The organism is Leucobacter ruminantium, from assembly GCF_017565705.1.
Classification (GTDB): Bacteria; Actinomycetota; Actinomycetes; order Actinomycetales; family Microbacteriaceae; genus Leucobacter; species Leucobacter ruminantium.
This window is the reverse complement of sequence record NZ_JAGDYL010000009.1, coordinates 47090-63197: the sequence shown is the minus strand read 5'-3', so window position 1 is coordinate 63197 and position 16108 is coordinate 47090. Positions and strand designations below refer to the sequence as shown.

Sequence of the window (16108 nt, the reverse complement as noted above, 5' to 3'; positions counted from 1 at the left end):
GCGCCCATCAGATCGGCTGCCCGGTCGGCAGGATCACGAGGTCGCGGATCGCGACGTGCGGTGGCCGCGTCAGCATGAAGACGACCGCATCGGCGACGTCGGAGGAGCGGATGCCCGAGCGCTGCTCGATCTCGCGCGCCTCCTCGGGCGAACCGTGCGTGAAGCCCCAGAGCGGGTTGAGCACGATACCCGGGGCGATCGCTCCGATGCGCACGCCGGTCTCCACCGTCTGCCTCCGCACCGTGTGCACGAACGAGAGCACGGCGTGCTTCGAAGCCGAGTAGACGGGCTCCCAGTGGATGTCCTGATGACCCGATACCGAGCTCGTCACGATCACATCGCCCGATCCCTGCGCCACGAGGTGCGGCAGAGCGGCCCGCATGAGGGTCATCACCCCGGTGACGTTGGTGTCGATGAGCCGGGCGATGTCCTCGGGGTCGGCGTCGACGAGATCGCCGCCGAGATACACGCCGGCGTTGGGCAGCACGATGTCGATGCTGCCGAAACGGTCGACGGCCGCCCGCACCGCGGCCTCGGCCGAGGCGACGGTGCCGACATCGGCGGCGAACGCGAGCACCCGATCGGGCGCGCGCGCCTCGAGTGCGGCGAGCCGGTCCGCCGAGCGCGCGACGGCCACGACGTTGCAGCCCTCCGCGATGAGCGCTTCGGCGATGGCGAGGCCGATACCGGAGCTGGCTCCCGTGAGCACAGCGGTCCTGCCTGCGAGCGAGACGGTCATGGTCCCTCCTCAGATGGCGGTGTATCCGCCGTCGACCACGACGGTCTGGCCGGTCAGGTAACGGGAGGCGTCGGACGCGAGCAGCAGCACGACGCCGTGCAGATCCTCGGGATCGCCCATGCGGCCCGCGGGGATCGCGTCGACCCACTGCGCGGCGAGCTCCGGCTCCTGCTCGGTGAACTGCCTGGTCATGTCGGAGAGGATGTAGCCGGGCGCGATCGCGTTGACGCGCAGGCTCGGCGCCCACTCCACCGCGAGCGACTTCGCGAGCTGGTCGACCGCGGCCTTCGAGGCGTTGTAGGAGGCCTGGTGCTGCGGCACGTTGACGACGCGACCCGACATCGACGAGATGAGGATCGCGGATCCCTGTCGCCCCTGTTCGAGCAGCGGCCTCGCGAACGCCTGCGTGCTGTAGAAGGTGCCGCTCAGATTGACGTCGATGACGCGGCCCCAGGTCTCGCGGTCGACGTGCTCGGCGTCACCCCAGATCGTGATGCCGGCGGCGGTCACGAGGATGTCGGGGGTGCCGATCGCCTCGCCCACGCTCGCGAAGGCCGCGCTCACCGACCCCGGGTCGGTGACGTCGACGACCGCGTGAGCGGCCGGGACGCCGTGGTCGGCGGCGAGGCGCTCGGCCGACGTCTCCACGTCGGGCAGCCGGTCGAGCAGGCCGACGGCGCAGCCCTGCGAGGCGAGCGCTTCGGCGAGCGAGTAGCCGATGCCGCGAGCGCCGCCGGTGACGACGGCGACCCTGCCGTTCAGATCATCGAACTTCACTGTTGCTTCCTTTACGTGTGTCGTGGGGAGGTGGGGCTCCCTTCGCCGGTTGAGCGAGCGGAGCGAGTCGAAACCCGGGAGCGGTTCCTCGGTTTCGACTCGCTGGCGCTCGCTCAACCGGCGGAAGTGGCGGGGACGCGATCAGCCGCAGGACGACTGGTAGGCGGCCGCCTTGCCCTCATCGGTGTCGATGTTGTCCTGCGTGAGGATCGTGAAACCGGTCTGGATCTTCTCCTCGGTCTTCTCGCCCTCGAGCGCGGCGATCGCCTGCTCGACGCCGTCCTTGCCGATCGTGCCCGGCTGCTGCGCGACGAGCGCCTGCACCACGCCGTCCTCCAACTGCTTGACCTGGTCGGGGCCGGCGTCGAAGCCGACGATGGTGATCCCTTCCTTGCCCGCCTGCTTCACGCCGGTGGCCGTGCCCTCGGCCGCGAACAGGTTCGCGGCGAAAATACCGACGATATCGGGATCCTTCTGCAGCGCAGCGGTCACGATCTGAGCGGCGGTGGCCGGCTGGTTGTGGCTGTACTGCACTCCGAGGAACTCGAACTTCGAATCGGCCTCCGCCGCCTCCTGGAAGCCCTCCGCGCGAGCATCGGTGGTCGAGATGCCGGGGTCGACCGAGACGACGAGCACCTTGCCGCCCTCGGGGTGAGCCTCCTGGATCGCCTCGAAGGCCGCGGCTCCACCGCCCTTGTTGTCGCTGGAGATCTGCGAGACGGCCGCCGAGGGGTCGTCGAGCGTGGTGTCGACGAGCACGACCTTGATGCCGGCGTCCGCCGCCGCCTTGATCGGGGCCTGCATGGCCTTCACATCGGTCGGCGCGACGAGCAGCGCGTCCGGCTTCGAGGCGACGACGGAGTCGACGATGGGCTTCTGGAGCGAGGGATCGAACTTCTGCGGGCCCTGCTCCTCGACCGTGGCGCCGGCGGCCTTCGCGGCCTCCTGGATGCCGCAGCCCATGGTGACGTAGAACTCGTCACCGGCGACGCCGGGCACGAAGGCGATCTTGTAGCCCTTGTCGCCGCCCGAGTCTCCGTCTCCGCCGGAGCCGGAGTCGCCGCCCGACGAACAGCCGACCAGGGTGAGCGAGAACGCGGCGCCCAGGGCGGCCGCCGTGACTGCTGTCTTCTTCCACTGCATGATGTACATCCGTTTCTTCATTGATTGGGTGTGTGTTGGGTGTGGTGTTGGGGTTCGACGCGGCACGGCCGCGTCAACTTCGTTCTCGTGAGAGCCCGAAGAGCTTCTTCCAGACGCCCTCCTGCTTACCGCGCGCGGCGGAGGCGCGGCGCACCTGGTCGACGTAGACCGCGACGATCAGCACGGCGCCGACGGCGACCTGCTGCCAGAAGGGCTGCACGCCGATGATCACGAAGCCGTTCTGCAGCACCGCCGGGATGAACAGACCGACCACGGTGCCGAAGATCGTGCCGGAGCCGCCGAACAGCGAGGTGCCGCCGATGACGACCGCCGCGATCACGTTCAGGTTGGTCTGCGACTGGCCGGCGATGGCCGTCGTGCTGAACTGCGCGAGCGACAGGATGCCCGCGAGGCCCGCGAGGCCGCCCGACATCGTGTAGATGCTGATGAGCTTGCGATCGACTTTGACGCCCACGCGTCGGGCCGCGAGCTCGCTCGATCCCACCGCGTAGGTGTGGAGGCCGTAGCGGGTCTTGTGCAGCACGACCGCCCCGACGATCACGACGACGAGGGCGATGACCGAGATGACGGGGATGCTGCCGAAGATGTTGCCGTAGCCGATGGTGTCGGTGAGCACCGCGGGGACGGTGCGGATGTCGACGCCTCCGGTGAGGATCTGGGCGAAGCCCAGCGCCATCCCGAAGGTGCCGAGGGTCACGATCAACGGCGGCACCTTCGCCTTCGCGATGAGGAACCCGTTGAGAAAGCCCCAGGCGAGGCCGCACAGGATCGAGACGACGATGCCCAGGGTGGCGACGCCCCAGCCGTCGCCGCCGATCCCTCGCATCACCATGGCCGAGACGACGCCCGAGAACACGAGCACCGAGCCGATCGACAGGTCGATGCCGGCGGTGATGATGATGAAGGTCATTCCGACGCCGAGCACGGCGAGGATGGAGGCGTTCTGCACGACGAGGCGGAAGTTGCCCGCCGTCGCGAAGTTGCCCGGGGCGAGTGCCGCGAACACGAGCACGATCGCGATGAGCACCAGGAAGATCTGGAACGACTGCGCCTTGAGCAGGCGCTTGATCATGCTCTCGTGGTGGTCGTCGATCGCGCCGATGGCGACGGTCTCGGTGGTCGGCCCGCTCATGATCGGCCCCCTTCGCTGTGGCTCACGGCTCCGGTCATGTAGCCCACCAACTCCTCCATCGACGTCTGCTTCGCGTCGAGCTTCGCGACACGGCTTCCGAGCCGCAGCACCTGCACGCTGTCGGCGACCTCCATGACGTGGGGCATCGAGTGGCTGATGAGCACGACGGCGATGCCCTTGTCGCGCACCCTGCGGATCGTGTCGAGCACGTTCTGCGTCTGGCGCACGCCGAGAGCCGCCGTCGGCTCGTCGAGGAACACCATTCGGCTCGCCCAGTGCACGGCGCGCGCGATCGCGATCGCCTGCCGCTGGCCGCCCGACATCTCGCCGACGGGGGAGGTGAGCGAGCGCACCGTTGCGCCCAGCTCCTGGAAGGCGTCGCGGGAGCGATCCCTCATCTCCTTCGTCTTCATGAAGCCGAAGAAGCCTCCGATGCCCGGCTGCTTCACCTCGCGGCCGAGATACATGTTCTGCACGGGGTCGAGGTGCGGCGCCAGGGCGAGATCCTGGTACACCGTCTCGATGCCGAGCGCGCTGGCCTGGCTGGGCTGACTGAGCTCGACCGGTCGCCCGTCGAACTTGATGGTGCCGCTGTCGATGGCGAGGTTGCCCGAGAGTGCTTTGACGAGGGTCGACTTGCCGGCGCCGTTGTCGCCGATCAGCGCCGTCACTTCGCCGGGGTAGACCTCAAAGTCCGCACCGTTGAGGGCTTTGACGTTACCGAACTGCCGAGACAGGCCGCGCGCCTCCAGTATTGGCGTGGGCATGATCAGCTCCTTTCATTCCAGGGTCGAGCGCGGCCGGCGATCGCCGACACGCACGTCTCCAAGCGCCGACGGCCCTCGTCGGCGAGGTAGGCGCGGCGATCCGCGCGGGGCATGCCGACGGTCTCGCGCCAGATGGCGCGGCCGGCGATGAAGCCCGATGCCCCGCCTTCGTCGCACGCGACGCGCAGCACCTCGGTGAACTCGTCGAAGGCGACGCCCGCCGAGAGCACCGCCCAGGGCACGTCGATCGCGTCGGCGAGCCTGCGGCAGGCCTCGGGGCTGCCCGGGTACTCGAGCTTCAGCAGGTCGGGCTTCGCCTCGGCGAGCAGCCGGGCGGCCTCGATGATCTCGTCGGCGCGCTGCTCGGGGGTGAGCGGCTCTTCGCCGGGGACGGCGTAGATGAGGTTCTCCATGACGCTCGGCACGCCGGTGGCGCGGCAGTCGTCGACGACGCGGCGGTTGAGCTCGATCCACTCGGCGGCGAGGTCGGGGGTGCCCGCCGGCTGCGGGCGGGTCACGCGCATCTGCACGAAGAACTTGAGGGCGTCGGCCCCCTGGTCTACGACCCACTGCGCATTCTGCGAAGGATCGTAGGTCGCGCGCGGCTCTCCGTTCCAGGTGTCTCGGGAGGCGGGCTCGGCGGCCAGCAGCACGCCGGGGCGGCGCTCGACCTGCTCGAGCGCCGGGATGCCGTAGGTGGGGTCGAGCAGGAAGGCGCTCGCGAGGTCGCCGATGCCCGAGATCGTGTCGGCCTTGATGTCGACGAGCTCCTGCTCGCTCGGCTCGGGCGCGCCGACGGCGCCGTACATGCGCTTGAGCGTGTTGCGCTGATCCATCGCCACGATGGCGAAGGTGCCTTCGGACGTCGCGATGCCGTCGAGGGTGCGGGTGGTCTGAGTCACAGTCGGGCTCCGATCGGGTTGGTGGCTGGGAGCTGGGCGTCGCCTGCGGAGAGGAAGCCGTCGGCGAAGTCGGAGAATTCGAGGGGCGAGGGATCGGCCTCGCGAGCCACGGCGTAGGCGGCGAAGAGCGCGGCGCCGTATGCGGTGCCCTCGTCGCGGTTCATGACGTCGATGGGCGGGAAGATCAGCGAGCGGGCGCGCACGACGCTCGCCATCTTGGACCAGCCGCCGGTGAGCAGGGCCGCCGTGGGGGGCGGCACCTCGCGGTCCATGACCCGCATGAGCTCGGTGCACATATCGTTGCCGTGCAGCAGCGATGCGATGAAGAACTCCTCGGGCGAGAGGCCGTCGCTGTTCGCGACGACCTTCAGCACCCCGTCGTCGTTGCGCGCGCCGTCGACGGTCAGGGCTCCGGCGACGAGTTCGCCGCGCACGGGCAGCGCCATGACGCGCTCGTCGAGCGCCTGTCGGCCCGCGGCGTCGGTGACTCCGAGCAGTTGCAGCACGCGCCGCATGAGCAGGCCCGACTTGGTGCCGGCGAGCAGCACGTAGGCTCCGGGCAGCACGTGGCGCACGGTGTTGATACCGGCGAGGGCGAGGCGTTCTCGGGCGTCGAACGGCAACTGCTCGTCGAGCACGCGCACGAGCGCTTCGGCGGTGCCCATGGAGTCGTAGAGGTCGCCGCGGTGGGTGGCGCCGGCCGCGACCGAGGACACGAGGTGGTCGTGCCCCGCGACCGTGAGCACCGCGCCCTGGAAGGCGTCGGGGAGACGGGGGTCGGAGAGCGTGCCGGCCGGCTCGCCCGCTCCGATGCGCTCGGCGATGATCTGCTCGTCGACGCCGAGCACGTCGAGAGCGGCCTGCCACGGACCGCCCGTGTCCTGGTCGATGAGACCGGTGCGGGAGACGAGGGAGTACTCGGCCACCCGGCGCCCGCCGAGCGACCGCACGACGAACTCGGGCACGTTGAGAAAGGTGCGGCCGCGCAGCTCGAGGCCCGACTCGCGCAGGTGCAGCAGCTTGGCGATGGAGGCAAGCGGACCGACGGGCAGGCCGGTGCGGCCCAGGAACTCGTCGCGGAACTCCTGCGGGGTCGCCGCGATCTCCCGTTCGCCCCTCGGATCGAACCAGGCCATGATGGGCGCAGCTATGACATCGTTGTCATCAAGCACGGCACCCGCCTCCGCCATGCCGGATACCCCCAAGCCGAGCACGCGATACCCGCCCCCGGCCGCGAGCCCCGCGTCGACCTCGGCTGCGAGTTCGACCACGATCTCGAGCACGCGGTCGCCGGTCATCTCGGCCCCGCCCCCGTCGAGGCTCGTCCACGGAGAGCGACGGCTCGCCACGAGCACCTCGGCCCCGCGCGGCTCGGCCACGAGCATCTTGATGCTCGTGCTGCCCATGTCGACGCCGACGACGAACTCCCTCATCGCAGCCGCCCCTCGTGCAGGCTCTGCGGCCAACCCTCTCCGGGCAGGCAGGCGAGCACCTCGAGGTCGCCCTCCGAGCGCCAGGCGCCGAAGGCGTGCGGCACGGCGAGCGCCTCGCCCCTCGAGAGCTCGACCGAGCCATGCTCCGACACGAGCCTGCCCGCGCCGCCCGTCGCGAGCACCACCGCGAAGCTCTGCGGGAAGACGCCGCTGCCGCTGGGCCCGCCCCCGCGCAGCACGCGGAAGTAGGAATCGGCCGGGGCGGGCAGCAGCGACTGCGGTTCGCGCGTCACCGCGTCGCAGCCGACGGTCGACACGAGCGCCGTGAGATCGTCGGCCGTCGTCGCGGCTGTGGAGACCGCGGGCATCACGGCGTCGAAGCCCAGGTCGAGGTGCGACTCCTCGCGGGTCGAGGTGGTCACCGACCACTCGAGGAGGATGGAGAAGTCGGTCGGCTCCTGCACCTCGGCGACGAAGACGCCCTCACCGATCGCGTGCGCGGTGCCCGCGGGGCAGAGCACGCCCATGCCCTCCGCGACGGGGATGCGGTTGAGGTGCGCGAGCATCCACTCGCTGTCCTGCGCATCGCGGCGCCGGTCGAGCTCGTCGCGGTCGACACCCTCTTTCCACCCGACGTAGACGGCGCTGCCCGGCTCGGCATCGAGCACCACCCAGGCCTCGGTCTTGCCGTAAGGGCAGTCGAGGTGGGCGGCGGAGAAGCCGCGCGTCGGGTGCACGTGCACGGGGAGGCGCTGCCTGGCGTCGAGCAGCTTCACGAGCAGGCCGGTGTCGGCCTCGTCGCTCCCGATACCGCCGAACCAGGCGTCGGGATCCTCGCGCACGATGTCGCGCAGCACACCCTCCGGCGTCACGGCGAGCCCGGTCGTCTCCTCGCCGAAGCGGGTCACCGTGGCGCCCAGCCACTCCTCGGGCTGGTGGTCGGTCTCGGCGACGATGCCGCGCAGCGCGGCGATCCGATCGCCGCCGCGGTAGAAGTGCTGAACGGGATTCGGCACGAGCAGCAGCGGCTTCACAGCGTCCCTCCTTCGGCCGCGGCGACCGCGGCGGTGCGATTCTCGGGGGCCTCGGGCCCGGGCAGCTCGCCCGAGCCGCGGGCCACATAGGCCGTATCGAGCACGGTCGTCGTGGGCTCGGCCGAGGGGTCGGCGATGAGCTCGGTGAGCCGCTCCAGCGCGGCCCTTCCGATGCGACGAGGATCGTGGTCGATGCAGCTGATCCCCGGCGTGAAGAGGTGCGCCAGGTCGAAGTTGCCGAACGAGATCAGCGCGACCTGGGGGAAGCCGCCCTCGCGTACGACGTCGAGACAGACCGTGGCGGCCCTGGCCGACGCGGTGAAGAGCGCGGTGGGCGGCTCGGAGTGCCGCAGCAGGGCGTCGACCTCCGCGAAGACGCCGTCGCTCGTGGGGCCCGCCCGCGCGACGAGCGACGGGTCGTAGGCGATGCCCGCGTCGTCGAGGGCCTGGCGATACCCCGCGAGACGGCGCCCGCTCGTCTCCTGGTGCCGGTCGTCGGCGCCCACGAAGCCGATGCGTCGATGGCCCCGCTCGATGAGTCCGGCCACGGCCGTCTGCGCCGCACCGAAGTCGTCGACGACGATCGAGTCGAGCCCCTCGCGGTAGCGGTCGACGCAGACGACGGGCATGCGCGAGCGCAGCCTGCGCAGCAGCTCGGATCCCTCGCCGACCGGGGTCGCGATGAGGCCGCGGAGCTGCTGGCCCGCGAGCCGCAGCAGCTGCTCCGATTCGCGCGCCGCGTCGGTCTCGGTGCTCGCGATGATGACGCTGAGCCCGGCCCGCACCGCCTGCTGCTCGACGGCGCTCACGAGGGTCGCGAAGAACGGGTCGGAGATCGCGTCGATCACGACGCCGATGACGTCTTGGCCGCCGGTCTTGAGGGATCGGGCCATGCTGTTGGGCACAAAGCCGAGCGTGCGGATCGCCTCTTCCACCCGGTCCCGGGTGTCGGGGAGCACGCCCGCCTCCTCGTTGATGACGCGGGAGACGGTCTTGATGCTCACCCCGGCCTCGGCCGCGACGTCGGCCAGGCGCGCGGGGGCCTTCCGCCCCGTTCGCCTCACCTGCTCAGGCATATCAGCCATTCCTGCCCCCGACATCGTTGTCATCCGCATCATTCAGCGGATTGTGAAACCCGCAGGGCTATACTCATCCGTGAGCGACAACGTTGTCAAGTCGCCTACATCACAGTTGTGTGTCGATCATGATTCGGAAGGCGGACCCATGCGGGTACTCGTGATCGCCGGTGCCGCCGGCACCGGCAAGACCACTCTCGGCCGCGCACTCGCCCGCGAGCTCGCGATCCCCCTCCTCGACCTCGACACGCTGACCGAGCCGCTGCTCGACGGTCTCGCCGCATGGCTGCCCGACGGGGAGCACTGGAACGCGCCCCGGCATCGCGGCGCCGTGCGCCCCGCCAGATACGCCGCTCTGCTGGCCACCCTCTCCGATCAGGTCGCCGCAGGCATCGGAGCCGTCGCCGTCGCCCCGTTCACCGCGGAGCTCGCGGGCGGAGCCGAGTGGGACGCGCTCGTCGCAGCCGCGGGAGGCGAGCCCACCGTGATCCGCCTCGTCGCGACGCCGGAACTGCTCGCCGAACGACGCGCCGGCCGCGCGGTCGCCCGCGACGCGCACGCCATGCCGGCCGCGCCCGAGATCCCGGTCGTCGCTACGCTCGACCTCGACGCCCACCTCTCGACCGAGCAGCAGCTCACCCGCGTGCGCCGCGCACTCGGCCTTCACGAGCCGCTGCCCGAGCGCTCGCCCGTGTTCGAACGCGAGTTCCTGGCGGGCCTCTCCGACCTCGACGGCACGCTCATCGACTCCACCCCGGCGGTGCTGCGCTCCTGGAGCCGGCTCGCGGCCGAGCTGGGATACGACGGCGACATGCTCAGCGAGGGCCACGGCAGACCCGCCAGGCAGATCCTCGAGATGCTGCTCCCGCCCGATCTCGTGGAGTCGGCCTTCCTGCGCATCGCCGAACTCGAGGTCGCCGAGGTCTCCGACGTGCACGCGATCCCCGGATCCCTCGACTTCTTCGCCGCCATTCCGGCCCGCGCCATCGTCACGAGCGGCACGCAGGCCATCGCATCGAGCCGCATCGCCGCGGCCGGAGTGCCGCGACCGGAGTCGGTCGTCACCTTCGACGACGTGGCCGAGGGCAAGCCGCACCCCGAGCCCTTCCTGCGGGCGGCCGAACTGCTCGGCGTCCCCGGCGAGGCGTGCCTCGCGCTCGAGGACGCCCCGGCCGGCATCGCCTCGGCCCACGCCGCCGGCTGCACCGTCATCGCGATCACGGGCACCCACAGCCGCGACGAGCTCGCAGAGGCCGAGCTGATCGTCGACCGGCTCGACCAGCTCGAGGTCGTCGCGGGCGAGCGCGGCTTCCGTGTGCGCCCGCGACGCTGAGTTCGCGCCCGCTGCGCGATCCCTCGCCCGCTTCCCAGCGTGCCGCTGGCGAGGGATCGGGCCTCAGCGCGCCGAGTAGCCGCCGTCGATCGGCAGCGAGACGCCCGTGATCATGGCAGCCTCATCGCTCAGCAGGAAGACGATGGGGCCTGCGATGTCGTCCTCGGTCGCCCACCGGTGCAGGGGCATCTGCTCGAGGAACGGGCCCTCGATCTCGGGGCGGCCCCAGTACCAGGCCGACATCGGGGTCATCACGACGGTGGGATTCACGCTGTTCACGCGGATGCCGTGCTCGCCGAGCTCGAGCGCCGAGACGCGGGTGATGTTGTCGAGCGCGGCCTTCGAGGATCCGTAGGAGATGTGGCCGGTGAGCGCGACGAGGCTCGCCTGGCTCGACACGTTGACGATCGCCCCGCCCTTGCCCACGCGGATCATCTCGCGCGTCGCGTATTTCGTGACGAGCAGTGCACCCCTGGCATTCACGGTCATGACGCGGTCGAACACCGAGATGTCGGTGTCCTGCGGAGTCGCGATCTCGCCGCCGAAGCCGGCGCAGTTCACGACGCCCCACAGCTCGCGGCCCTCGATCGCCGCTCGGATCTCATCCTCGCTGCCGAGGTCGAAACCGACCGGCCTGGCGCCGGTCTCCGCGCAGATCTCGGCCACCTGCTCCTCGGTGCGGCCGGCCGCGATCACATCGGCTCCTCGGCGCGCGAGGTGACGCACGGTCGCTCCGCCGATACCGCCGGCCGCGCCGGTCACCAGGATGGTCCGTCCTTCGAAGTCGCCCATGACTCCCTCATACTTTGTGGGGCGCGCGCCGGGGCTGCGCGGCGCGCCGCAAGCGCGGCGCGGCTCCCGATCACGTCACGGCTGAACAGCTGCACACACCGTGTCATAGACTCGCGCTCATGACCGGACTTCACAGCTCGTCTCTGAGCGAAGCGCACGACAACGTTGTCATCCCATTCTACAGCCGCGAGGGGGTGGCGCCGGGCATCGTGCACCTCGGACTCGGGGGGTTCGCACGCGCGCACCTCGCGATGTACCTGGACGCACTCCTCGCCGCCGGCGGGGATCCGGCGTGGTCGCTCAGCGGCGTGGGCCTCATGCCGGGCGACGCGGCCATGCGCGATGCGCTCGCGGCGCAGGACCGGCTCTACACCCTCGTGACGAGGGCCACGGCCGACGACGCCGAGGCCCGGATCATCGGATCGATCGCCGAATACCTCTTCGCACCGGACGACCCCGAAGCGGTCGTCGAGCGCCTCGCCGCACCGACCACGCACCTCGTCACGCTCACCGTCACCGAGGCCGGCTACGGGCGCGGCGAGCACGGATTCGACCTCGACCGCGCGGGAGCGCGCGCGGACGCGCAGCCGGGAGCCACGCCGACGACGGCCTGGGGATTCCTCGCCGCGGCCCTGCGTCGGCGGCGCGAGCGCGGACTTCCCGCCTTCACCGTGCTCTCCTGCGACAACATGCCGGGCAACGGCGAGATCGCGCGCGAGGCGCTGCTCGGCTTCGCCTCATCCGCCGACCCCGGGCTCGCCGAGTGGATCGCCGCCGAGGTCGCCTTCCCATCGTGCATGGTTGACCGCATCACCCCTGCCACGACCGACCGCGACCGCGAGGAGACCGCCGTGCTGACGGGCCTCGACGATCGCTGGCCCGTCTGCTCCGAGCGGTTCGCGCAGTGGGTGATCGAGGATCGCTTCTCGGGACCGAGGCCGCCCGTCGAGCGCGTCGGAGCTCAGCTCGTCGCCGATGTCGCCCCCTACGAGTCCATGAAGCTGCGCCTGCTCAACGCCTCTCACCAGGTCATGTCGTACCTCGGGCTGCTCGCGGGCTTCGCAGAGGTGCACGAGGTCTGCGACGACCCGGACTTCGCCCGCTTCCTGGCCGACTACATGGCCGAGGAGGCGACACCGACCCTCGATGAGGTGCCGGGCATCGACCTCGCCGAATACCGCGCGCAACTGCTCCGGCGATTCCGCAACCGGGCGATCCGCGACACGCTCGCCAGGCAGGTCGTCGACGGCTCGAGCCGCATCCCGGTGTTCCTGCTGCCGGTCATCGCCGACCTCGCGACGGCCGGGCGCCCCTTCCCCCGTTCGGCGCTCGTGCTGGCGGCCTGGCACGCCTGCCTCGCCGGGGGCGCAGCGGATCCCTCCTCGCGCCTCATCACGGCCGACGCACGCCTCGGCGAGCTCGAGGCCGCAGCCGCTGCCGATCCCGGCGGCGCCGACGGCTTCCTCGACGCCGTATACGGGGCCGCGGTTCCCGGCGCCGTGCGCGATGCGGTGCGCGCGGCCGCGACCGCGCTGCGCGAACTCGGCCCGCGCGAGGCTGTGCGATCCCTCGCCGACTGAGGCGAGGCGGGGGCGATCCCTCACCGGATGTGACGGCGGCGCGCTCAGGGGTGCGCGAACGCCACCTCGACCGCGTAGCGGCGGCTCTCGCCAGGCGCGAGCGGTCGGAGCAGGCCGCGCGCCCTCGCGTCGGCGCGGCCCAGGATGGTCGGCGCGCTCGCCGGTTCGATGCCGAGCACGGCGCATCCCGGCTCGGCCACCCGCCACTGCACGAGACCCGGCAGTGTCGCGGTGTCGAAGCGCACCGTCGCGCCGAAGCCGCCGGGTCGCGCGATGCGCACCTCCGCGGGACCTTCCGGCAGCTCGTGCAGAAAGACCTGCTCAGGGTAGGGATCCGCGAGGGCTGGGAAGAGGTTCCAGGCGCCGGCGCGCGCCGCGTCGTCGCGCGGCACGACCTTCGCGGCACCCGTCTCGAGGCGCGTGCCCTCGTCGACGAGCGGCCAGCCGAAGTTGAGGTGGTAGAGCACCATCGGCGCGACCGGCCGCGCTCCCAAGTTCGTCACGACGTCCTCCACGCGGATCGACGCGGAGCCGAGCGGCACCTCGATGCGGCGGCGCGAGCGGAGGTGCGCGCCGAAGAGCTCCGCCTCGACGACCTCGGCCTCGACCGCGGCGCCCCTCTCGTCGGCCTCCACCCGTCGCACGGTCGCGGCGAGCGTGCTGTAGCGGCCGTGCATCGGGTGCGCCTCACCCTCGTCGAGCGCCGCGGGGCCGTAGTTGCGCAGTCCGCAGGTCGTCAGCAGCCCTCCGCCGAAGGTGCGCCCGAAGTCGTCTCCCGATGCGCGCCTCGGCAGGCCCGTCGGCGAGATCCAGGCGACCGGGGTCCCGGCGAAGCGCACGGCGCCGATGTCGAGCCCCCGATCGGGCAGCAGTTCGACGTCGAGTTCGCCGACCGTCAGGCGGATGCGTCGCGACGCGGCGGCGGGCCCGTCGCTCAGCACGTACGACTCGCAGGCGACGAGCTGAGCGAGCGAGCCGATGCGCGGCAGCACCTCGTCGAGCGGACGTCCGGTGGGATGCGTGCCCATGTGCTGCTCCTTCGCGTGCGGGCGAGGGATCGGCGCGGTGCGCGGGCGATCCCTCTCGATGCCCTCTCATCGTCGCACCGATCACCCCACTTGACAACGTTGTCATCATCTCCGCATACTGAGTCGCAGGGCCCCTCGCCCGCGCATTCCGGTCGCGCGACCCGCGCGCCGCCGCTCTCGGAGAATGGACTCCCATGACGCAGTACCGCCTCAACCGATTGTTCGATGCGCGCTCGGGGCGCGCGCTCGACGTGGCCGTGGACCACGGGGCCTTCCACGAGCACGGCTTCCTCGCCGGTATCGAGGACATGCCGCGCACCGTCGAGACGCTCGTCGACGCCGGCCCCGACGCGATCCAGTTGACGCTCGGCCAGGCGCCCCTGCTGCAGCGCATCCGCGGCAAGCGCAAGCCCGCGCTCGTCATGCGCACCGACATCGCCAACGTCTACAACTCCCCGCTCGAATCACCGCTCCACAGCGTGCACGTGCCCGACGCGATCGAGGAGGCCGTGCGCCTCGACGCGGTGGCCGTCTGCGTCAACCTGCTCGACCTGCCCGGCCACCCCGAGATCCGCGAGCAGTGCATCCGCTCGATCCTCGCCCTGCGCAGCGACGCCCACCGCTTCGGCATGCCCCTCATGATCGAGCCCCTCGTCATGCGCATCGGAGACGGCGCCGAGGGCTACTCCGTCGACGGAGACACCGAGAAGATCATCACCCTCGTGCGGCAGGCGCGCGAGCTCGGCGCCGACCTCATCAAGGCCGACCCCACCGACGACATCTCCGACTACCACCGGGTGGTGCAGGCCGCCGCCGACACCCCGGTGCTCGTGCGCGGCGGAGGGAGGGTCGACGACCGCACGCTGCTCGAGCGCACCGAGGCCGTGCTGGCCCAGGGGGCGCGCGGCATCGTCTACGGGCGCAACGTCATCCAGCACGCCGACCCTGCGGGCATCACGGCCGCGCTCATGGCGGTGGTGCACCGTGACGCACCGGTCGACGAGGCGCTCGCCCTGATCGGGGGCGCACGATGAGCGCCTTGGGCGGCGGCGCTCCGAAGCGCGTGGGCGTCGGCATCGTCGGCGGCGGGCTCATGGGGCGCGAGATCGCCGCGGCCCTGCGTCGCTGGCCCGCGCTCATCGACCACCCCGTCGCCCCCGAACTCGTCGCCGTCTGCGACATCAACCCCGACGCGCTCGCCTGGTTCGAGCGGATCGACACCGTGACGCAGCTCACCGCGTCATCCGACGAGCTCTTCGCGAACCCCGACGTCGACGTCGTCTACATCGCCGTGCGTCACGACCTCCACGAGCGGCTCTACGTCGACGCGATCCGCGCGGGCAAGTCCCTGCTCGCAGAGAAGCCGTTCGGCATCGACGCCCCAGCCGCCGAGAGCGTGCTGCGTGCGATCGACGAGACGCCTGGCGCGTTCGTGCGGGTATCGAGCGAGATGCCGTTCTTCCCCGGCCCGCAGTGGGCGATCGACTACGTGCGCAGCGGCGCCGTCGGTCGCGTGATCGAGGCGCGCTGCGCCTTCCTGCACGCGAGCGACCTCGACACGGCAAAGCCCATCAACTGGAAGCGGCAGGCGCGCTTCTGCGGCGAGGCCGGCGTGATGAACGACCTCGGCATGCACGCCTGGCACGTGCCGCTGCGCCTCGGCTGGCGCCCCGAGCGCGTCTTCGGCGTGCTCAGCGACATCGTGCGCGAGCGACCCGCGCCGGGAGGCGACGGCGCGACCGAGCGCTGCGACACCTGGGACAACGCCGTGCTGCACTGCCGCGTCGACGACCCGGCCGGGCCGTTCCCCTTCGCAGCCGAGACGAAGCGGATCGCCCTCGGCGAGAAGAACACCTGGGAGTTCGAGGTGCACGGCATGGAAGGCGGTGTGCGGTTCAGCACGAAGCGGCCGAAGACCGTCGAGGTGTTCGCGTGGGTCGACGTTCCCGGCGTGGGCCGGGAGCAGAGCTGGCAGCAGATCGACGCGGGCAGCCAGTCGGTGTGGCCGACCGTCACGGGGCCGAACTTCGAGACCGGCTTCTCGGACGCGATCCTGCAGATGTGGGCGGCGTTCCTCGCCGAGCGGGAGGGATCCCTCGGAGACCGCTTCGGCTGCGTGCGCCCCGAGGAGGCCGCGCTCACCCACCGCATCTTCGCCGCGGCAGCGCGCTCGCACGAGAGCGGCGGAGCCGTCGCGCCGTAGAACCCGCGCTCGCTTCACCGGTCTCGCCGCGGTTCTCGCCGGAAGCTCGGCAGCAGATGTCGCCGCGATCGAGATTCGGAACGTCTACTGACCAGCTGTGAGGGGACGGGCGGAAGGGGCGGCTGCGCTCGATCGGCGGGAGGCGAGG

The 16108-nt window shown here is 71.2% G+C and carries 15 protein-coding genes; 4 read left to right on the top strand and 11 right to left on the bottom strand.

All coding sequences use genetic code 11. From position 1 onward, the window contains the following. Positions 1 to 7: 7 nt before the first annotated feature. The 9 genes from J4H91_RS07240 to J4H91_RS07200 form a co-directional block, all read right to left on the bottom strand. Complete coding sequence (locus J4H91_RS07240; protein WP_208045593.1) at positions 8 to 739, bottom strand: SDR family oxidoreductase; 732 nt, start codon at positions 737 to 739, stop codon at positions 8 to 10. Between the two features lie 9 nt (positions 740 to 748). Beyond that, on the bottom strand, positions 749 to 1516 hold the full coding sequence (locus tag J4H91_RS07235; protein WP_208045592.1) for an SDR family oxidoreductase: 768 nt from the start codon (positions 1514 to 1516) through the stop codon (positions 749 to 751). A 141-nt stretch (positions 1517 to 1657) separates the two neighbouring features. Beyond that, positions 1658 to 2680: an ABC transporter substrate-binding protein gene (locus tag J4H91_RS07230; RefSeq protein ID WP_208045591.1), complete on the bottom strand. Its 1023-nt coding sequence runs from the start codon at positions 2678 to 2680 to the stop codon at positions 1658 to 1660. 52 nt (positions 2681 to 2732) lie between these two features. After that, the gene (locus tag J4H91_RS07225; RefSeq protein ID WP_208045590.1) at positions 2733 to 3812 is read right to left on the bottom strand and encodes an ABC transporter permease; all 1080 of its coding nucleotides are present in this window, start codon (positions 3810 to 3812) and stop codon (positions 2733 to 2735) included. Further along, a complete protein-coding gene (locus tag J4H91_RS07220) occupies positions 3809 to 4579 on the bottom strand; it encodes an ATP-binding cassette domain-containing protein (RefSeq protein ID WP_208045589.1) in 771 nt (256 codons plus the stop codon). Before J4H91_RS07220 ends, J4H91_RS07225 begins: the two co-directional genes overlap by 4 nt. A gap of 2 nt (positions 4580 to 4581) precedes the next feature. After that, positions 4582 to 5481 carry a hypothetical protein gene (locus tag J4H91_RS07215; RefSeq protein WP_208045588.1) on the bottom strand — a complete coding sequence of 300 codons (900 nt, stop codon included), beginning with the start codon at positions 5479 to 5481 and terminating at the stop codon, positions 4582 to 4584. Further along, positions 5478 to 6914: an FGGY-family carbohydrate kinase gene (locus J4H91_RS07210; RefSeq protein WP_208045587.1), complete on the bottom strand. Its 1437-nt coding sequence runs from the start codon at positions 6912 to 6914 to the stop codon at positions 5478 to 5480. Before J4H91_RS07210 ends, J4H91_RS07215 begins: the two co-directional genes overlap by 4 nt. Next, positions 6911 to 7948, bottom strand: a complete 1038-nt coding sequence (locus tag J4H91_RS07205) for a class I mannose-6-phosphate isomerase (protein WP_208045586.1) — start codon at positions 7946 to 7948, stop codon at positions 6911 to 6913. Before J4H91_RS07205 ends, J4H91_RS07210 begins: the two co-directional genes overlap by 4 nt. Continuing rightward, positions 7945 to 9024 (bottom strand): LacI family DNA-binding transcriptional regulator, encoded by a 1080-nt coding sequence (locus J4H91_RS07200; protein WP_208045585.1) that lies wholly within the window; start codon positions 9022 to 9024, stop codon positions 7945 to 7947. Before J4H91_RS07200 ends, J4H91_RS07205 begins: the two co-directional genes overlap by 4 nt. 148 nt (positions 9025 to 9172) lie before the next feature. On the opposite strand from J4H91_RS07200, the gene J4H91_RS07195 reads away from it, so the two are divergent. Further along, the gene (locus tag J4H91_RS07195) at positions 9173 to 10357 is read left to right on the top strand and encodes an HAD-IA family hydrolase (protein ID WP_208045584.1); all 1185 of its coding nucleotides are present in this window, start codon (positions 9173 to 9175) and stop codon (positions 10355 to 10357) included. 63 nt (positions 10358 to 10420) lie between these two features. On the opposite strand, the gene J4H91_RS07190 is transcribed toward J4H91_RS07195, so the two are convergent. Next, on the bottom strand, positions 10421 to 11149 hold the full coding sequence (locus J4H91_RS07190; protein ID WP_208045583.1) for an SDR family oxidoreductase: 729 nt from the start codon (positions 11147 to 11149) through the stop codon (positions 10421 to 10423). 119 nt (positions 11150 to 11268) lie between these two features. Between J4H91_RS07190 and J4H91_RS07185 the strand changes: the two genes are divergently transcribed. Continuing rightward, on the top strand, positions 11269 to 12729 hold the full coding sequence (locus tag J4H91_RS07185; protein ID WP_208045582.1) for a mannitol dehydrogenase family protein: 1461 nt from the start codon (positions 11269 to 11271) through the stop codon (positions 12727 to 12729). Positions 12730 to 12773: 44 nt separating this feature from the next. Here J4H91_RS07185 and J4H91_RS07180 read toward each other — a convergent pair whose 3' ends face one another. Further along, positions 12774 to 13757, bottom strand: a complete 984-nt coding sequence (locus J4H91_RS07180) for an aldose 1-epimerase family protein (protein WP_208045581.1) — start codon at positions 13755 to 13757, stop codon at positions 12774 to 12776. Positions 13758 to 13951: 194 nt separating this feature from the next. Here J4H91_RS07180 and J4H91_RS07175 point away from each other — a divergent pair, with 194 nt between their 5' ends. Beyond that, positions 13952 to 14791, top strand: coding sequence for a class I fructose-bisphosphate aldolase (locus J4H91_RS07175; RefSeq protein WP_208045580.1), 840 nt, complete (start codon positions 13952 to 13954; stop codon positions 14789 to 14791). Further along, entirely contained in the window at positions 14788 to 15960 is a 1173-nt protein-coding gene (locus J4H91_RS07170; protein ID WP_208045579.1) for a Gfo/Idh/MocA family protein, read from the top strand. Before J4H91_RS07175 ends, J4H91_RS07170 begins: the two co-directional genes overlap by 4 nt. Positions 15961 to 16108: the final 148 nt, after the last annotated feature.

Bases quoted from the DNA above. Each gene is read 5' to 3' on its own strand.
- J4H91_RS07240 (WP_208045593.1), bottom strand. From the start codon at position 739: ATGACCGTCTCGCTCGCAGGCAGGACCGCTGTGCTCACGGGAGCCAGC.
- J4H91_RS07230 (WP_208045591.1), bottom strand. From the start codon at position 2,680: ATGAAGAAACGGATGTACATCATGCAGTGGAAGAAGACAGCAGTCACG.
- J4H91_RS07225 (WP_208045590.1), bottom strand. From the start codon at position 3,812: ATGAGCGGGCCGACCACCGAGACCGTCGCCATCGGCGCGATCGACGAC.
- J4H91_RS07220 (WP_208045589.1), bottom strand. From the start codon at position 4,579: ATGCCCACGCCAATACTGGAGGCGCGCGGCCTGTCTCGGCAGTTCGGT.
- J4H91_RS07210 (WP_208045587.1), bottom strand. From the start codon at position 6,914: ATGAGGGAGTTCGTCGTCGGCGTCGACATGGGCAGCACGAGCATCAAG.
- J4H91_RS07200 (WP_208045585.1), bottom strand. From the start codon at position 9,024: ATGCCTGAGCAGGTGAGGCGAACGGGGCGGAAGGCCCCCGCGCGCCTG.
- J4H91_RS07195 (WP_208045584.1), top strand. From the start codon at position 9,173: ATGCGGGTACTCGTGATCGCCGGTGCCGCCGGCACCGGCAAGACCACT.
- J4H91_RS07190 (WP_208045583.1), bottom strand. From the start codon at position 11,149: ATGGGCGACTTCGAAGGACGGACCATCCTGGTGACCGGCGCGGCCGGC.
- J4H91_RS07185 (WP_208045582.1), top strand. From the start codon at position 11,269: ATGACCGGACTTCACAGCTCGTCTCTGAGCGAAGCGCACGACAACGTT.
- J4H91_RS07180 (WP_208045581.1), bottom strand. From the start codon at position 13,757: ATGGGCACGCATCCCACCGGACGTCCGCTCGACGAGGTGCTGCCGCGC.
- J4H91_RS07175 (WP_208045580.1), top strand. From the start codon at position 13,952: ATGACGCAGTACCGCCTCAACCGATTGTTCGATGCGCGCTCGGGGCGC.
- J4H91_RS07170 (WP_208045579.1), top strand. From the start codon at position 14,788: ATGAGCGCCTTGGGCGGCGGCGCTCCGAAGCGCGTGGGCGTCGGCATC.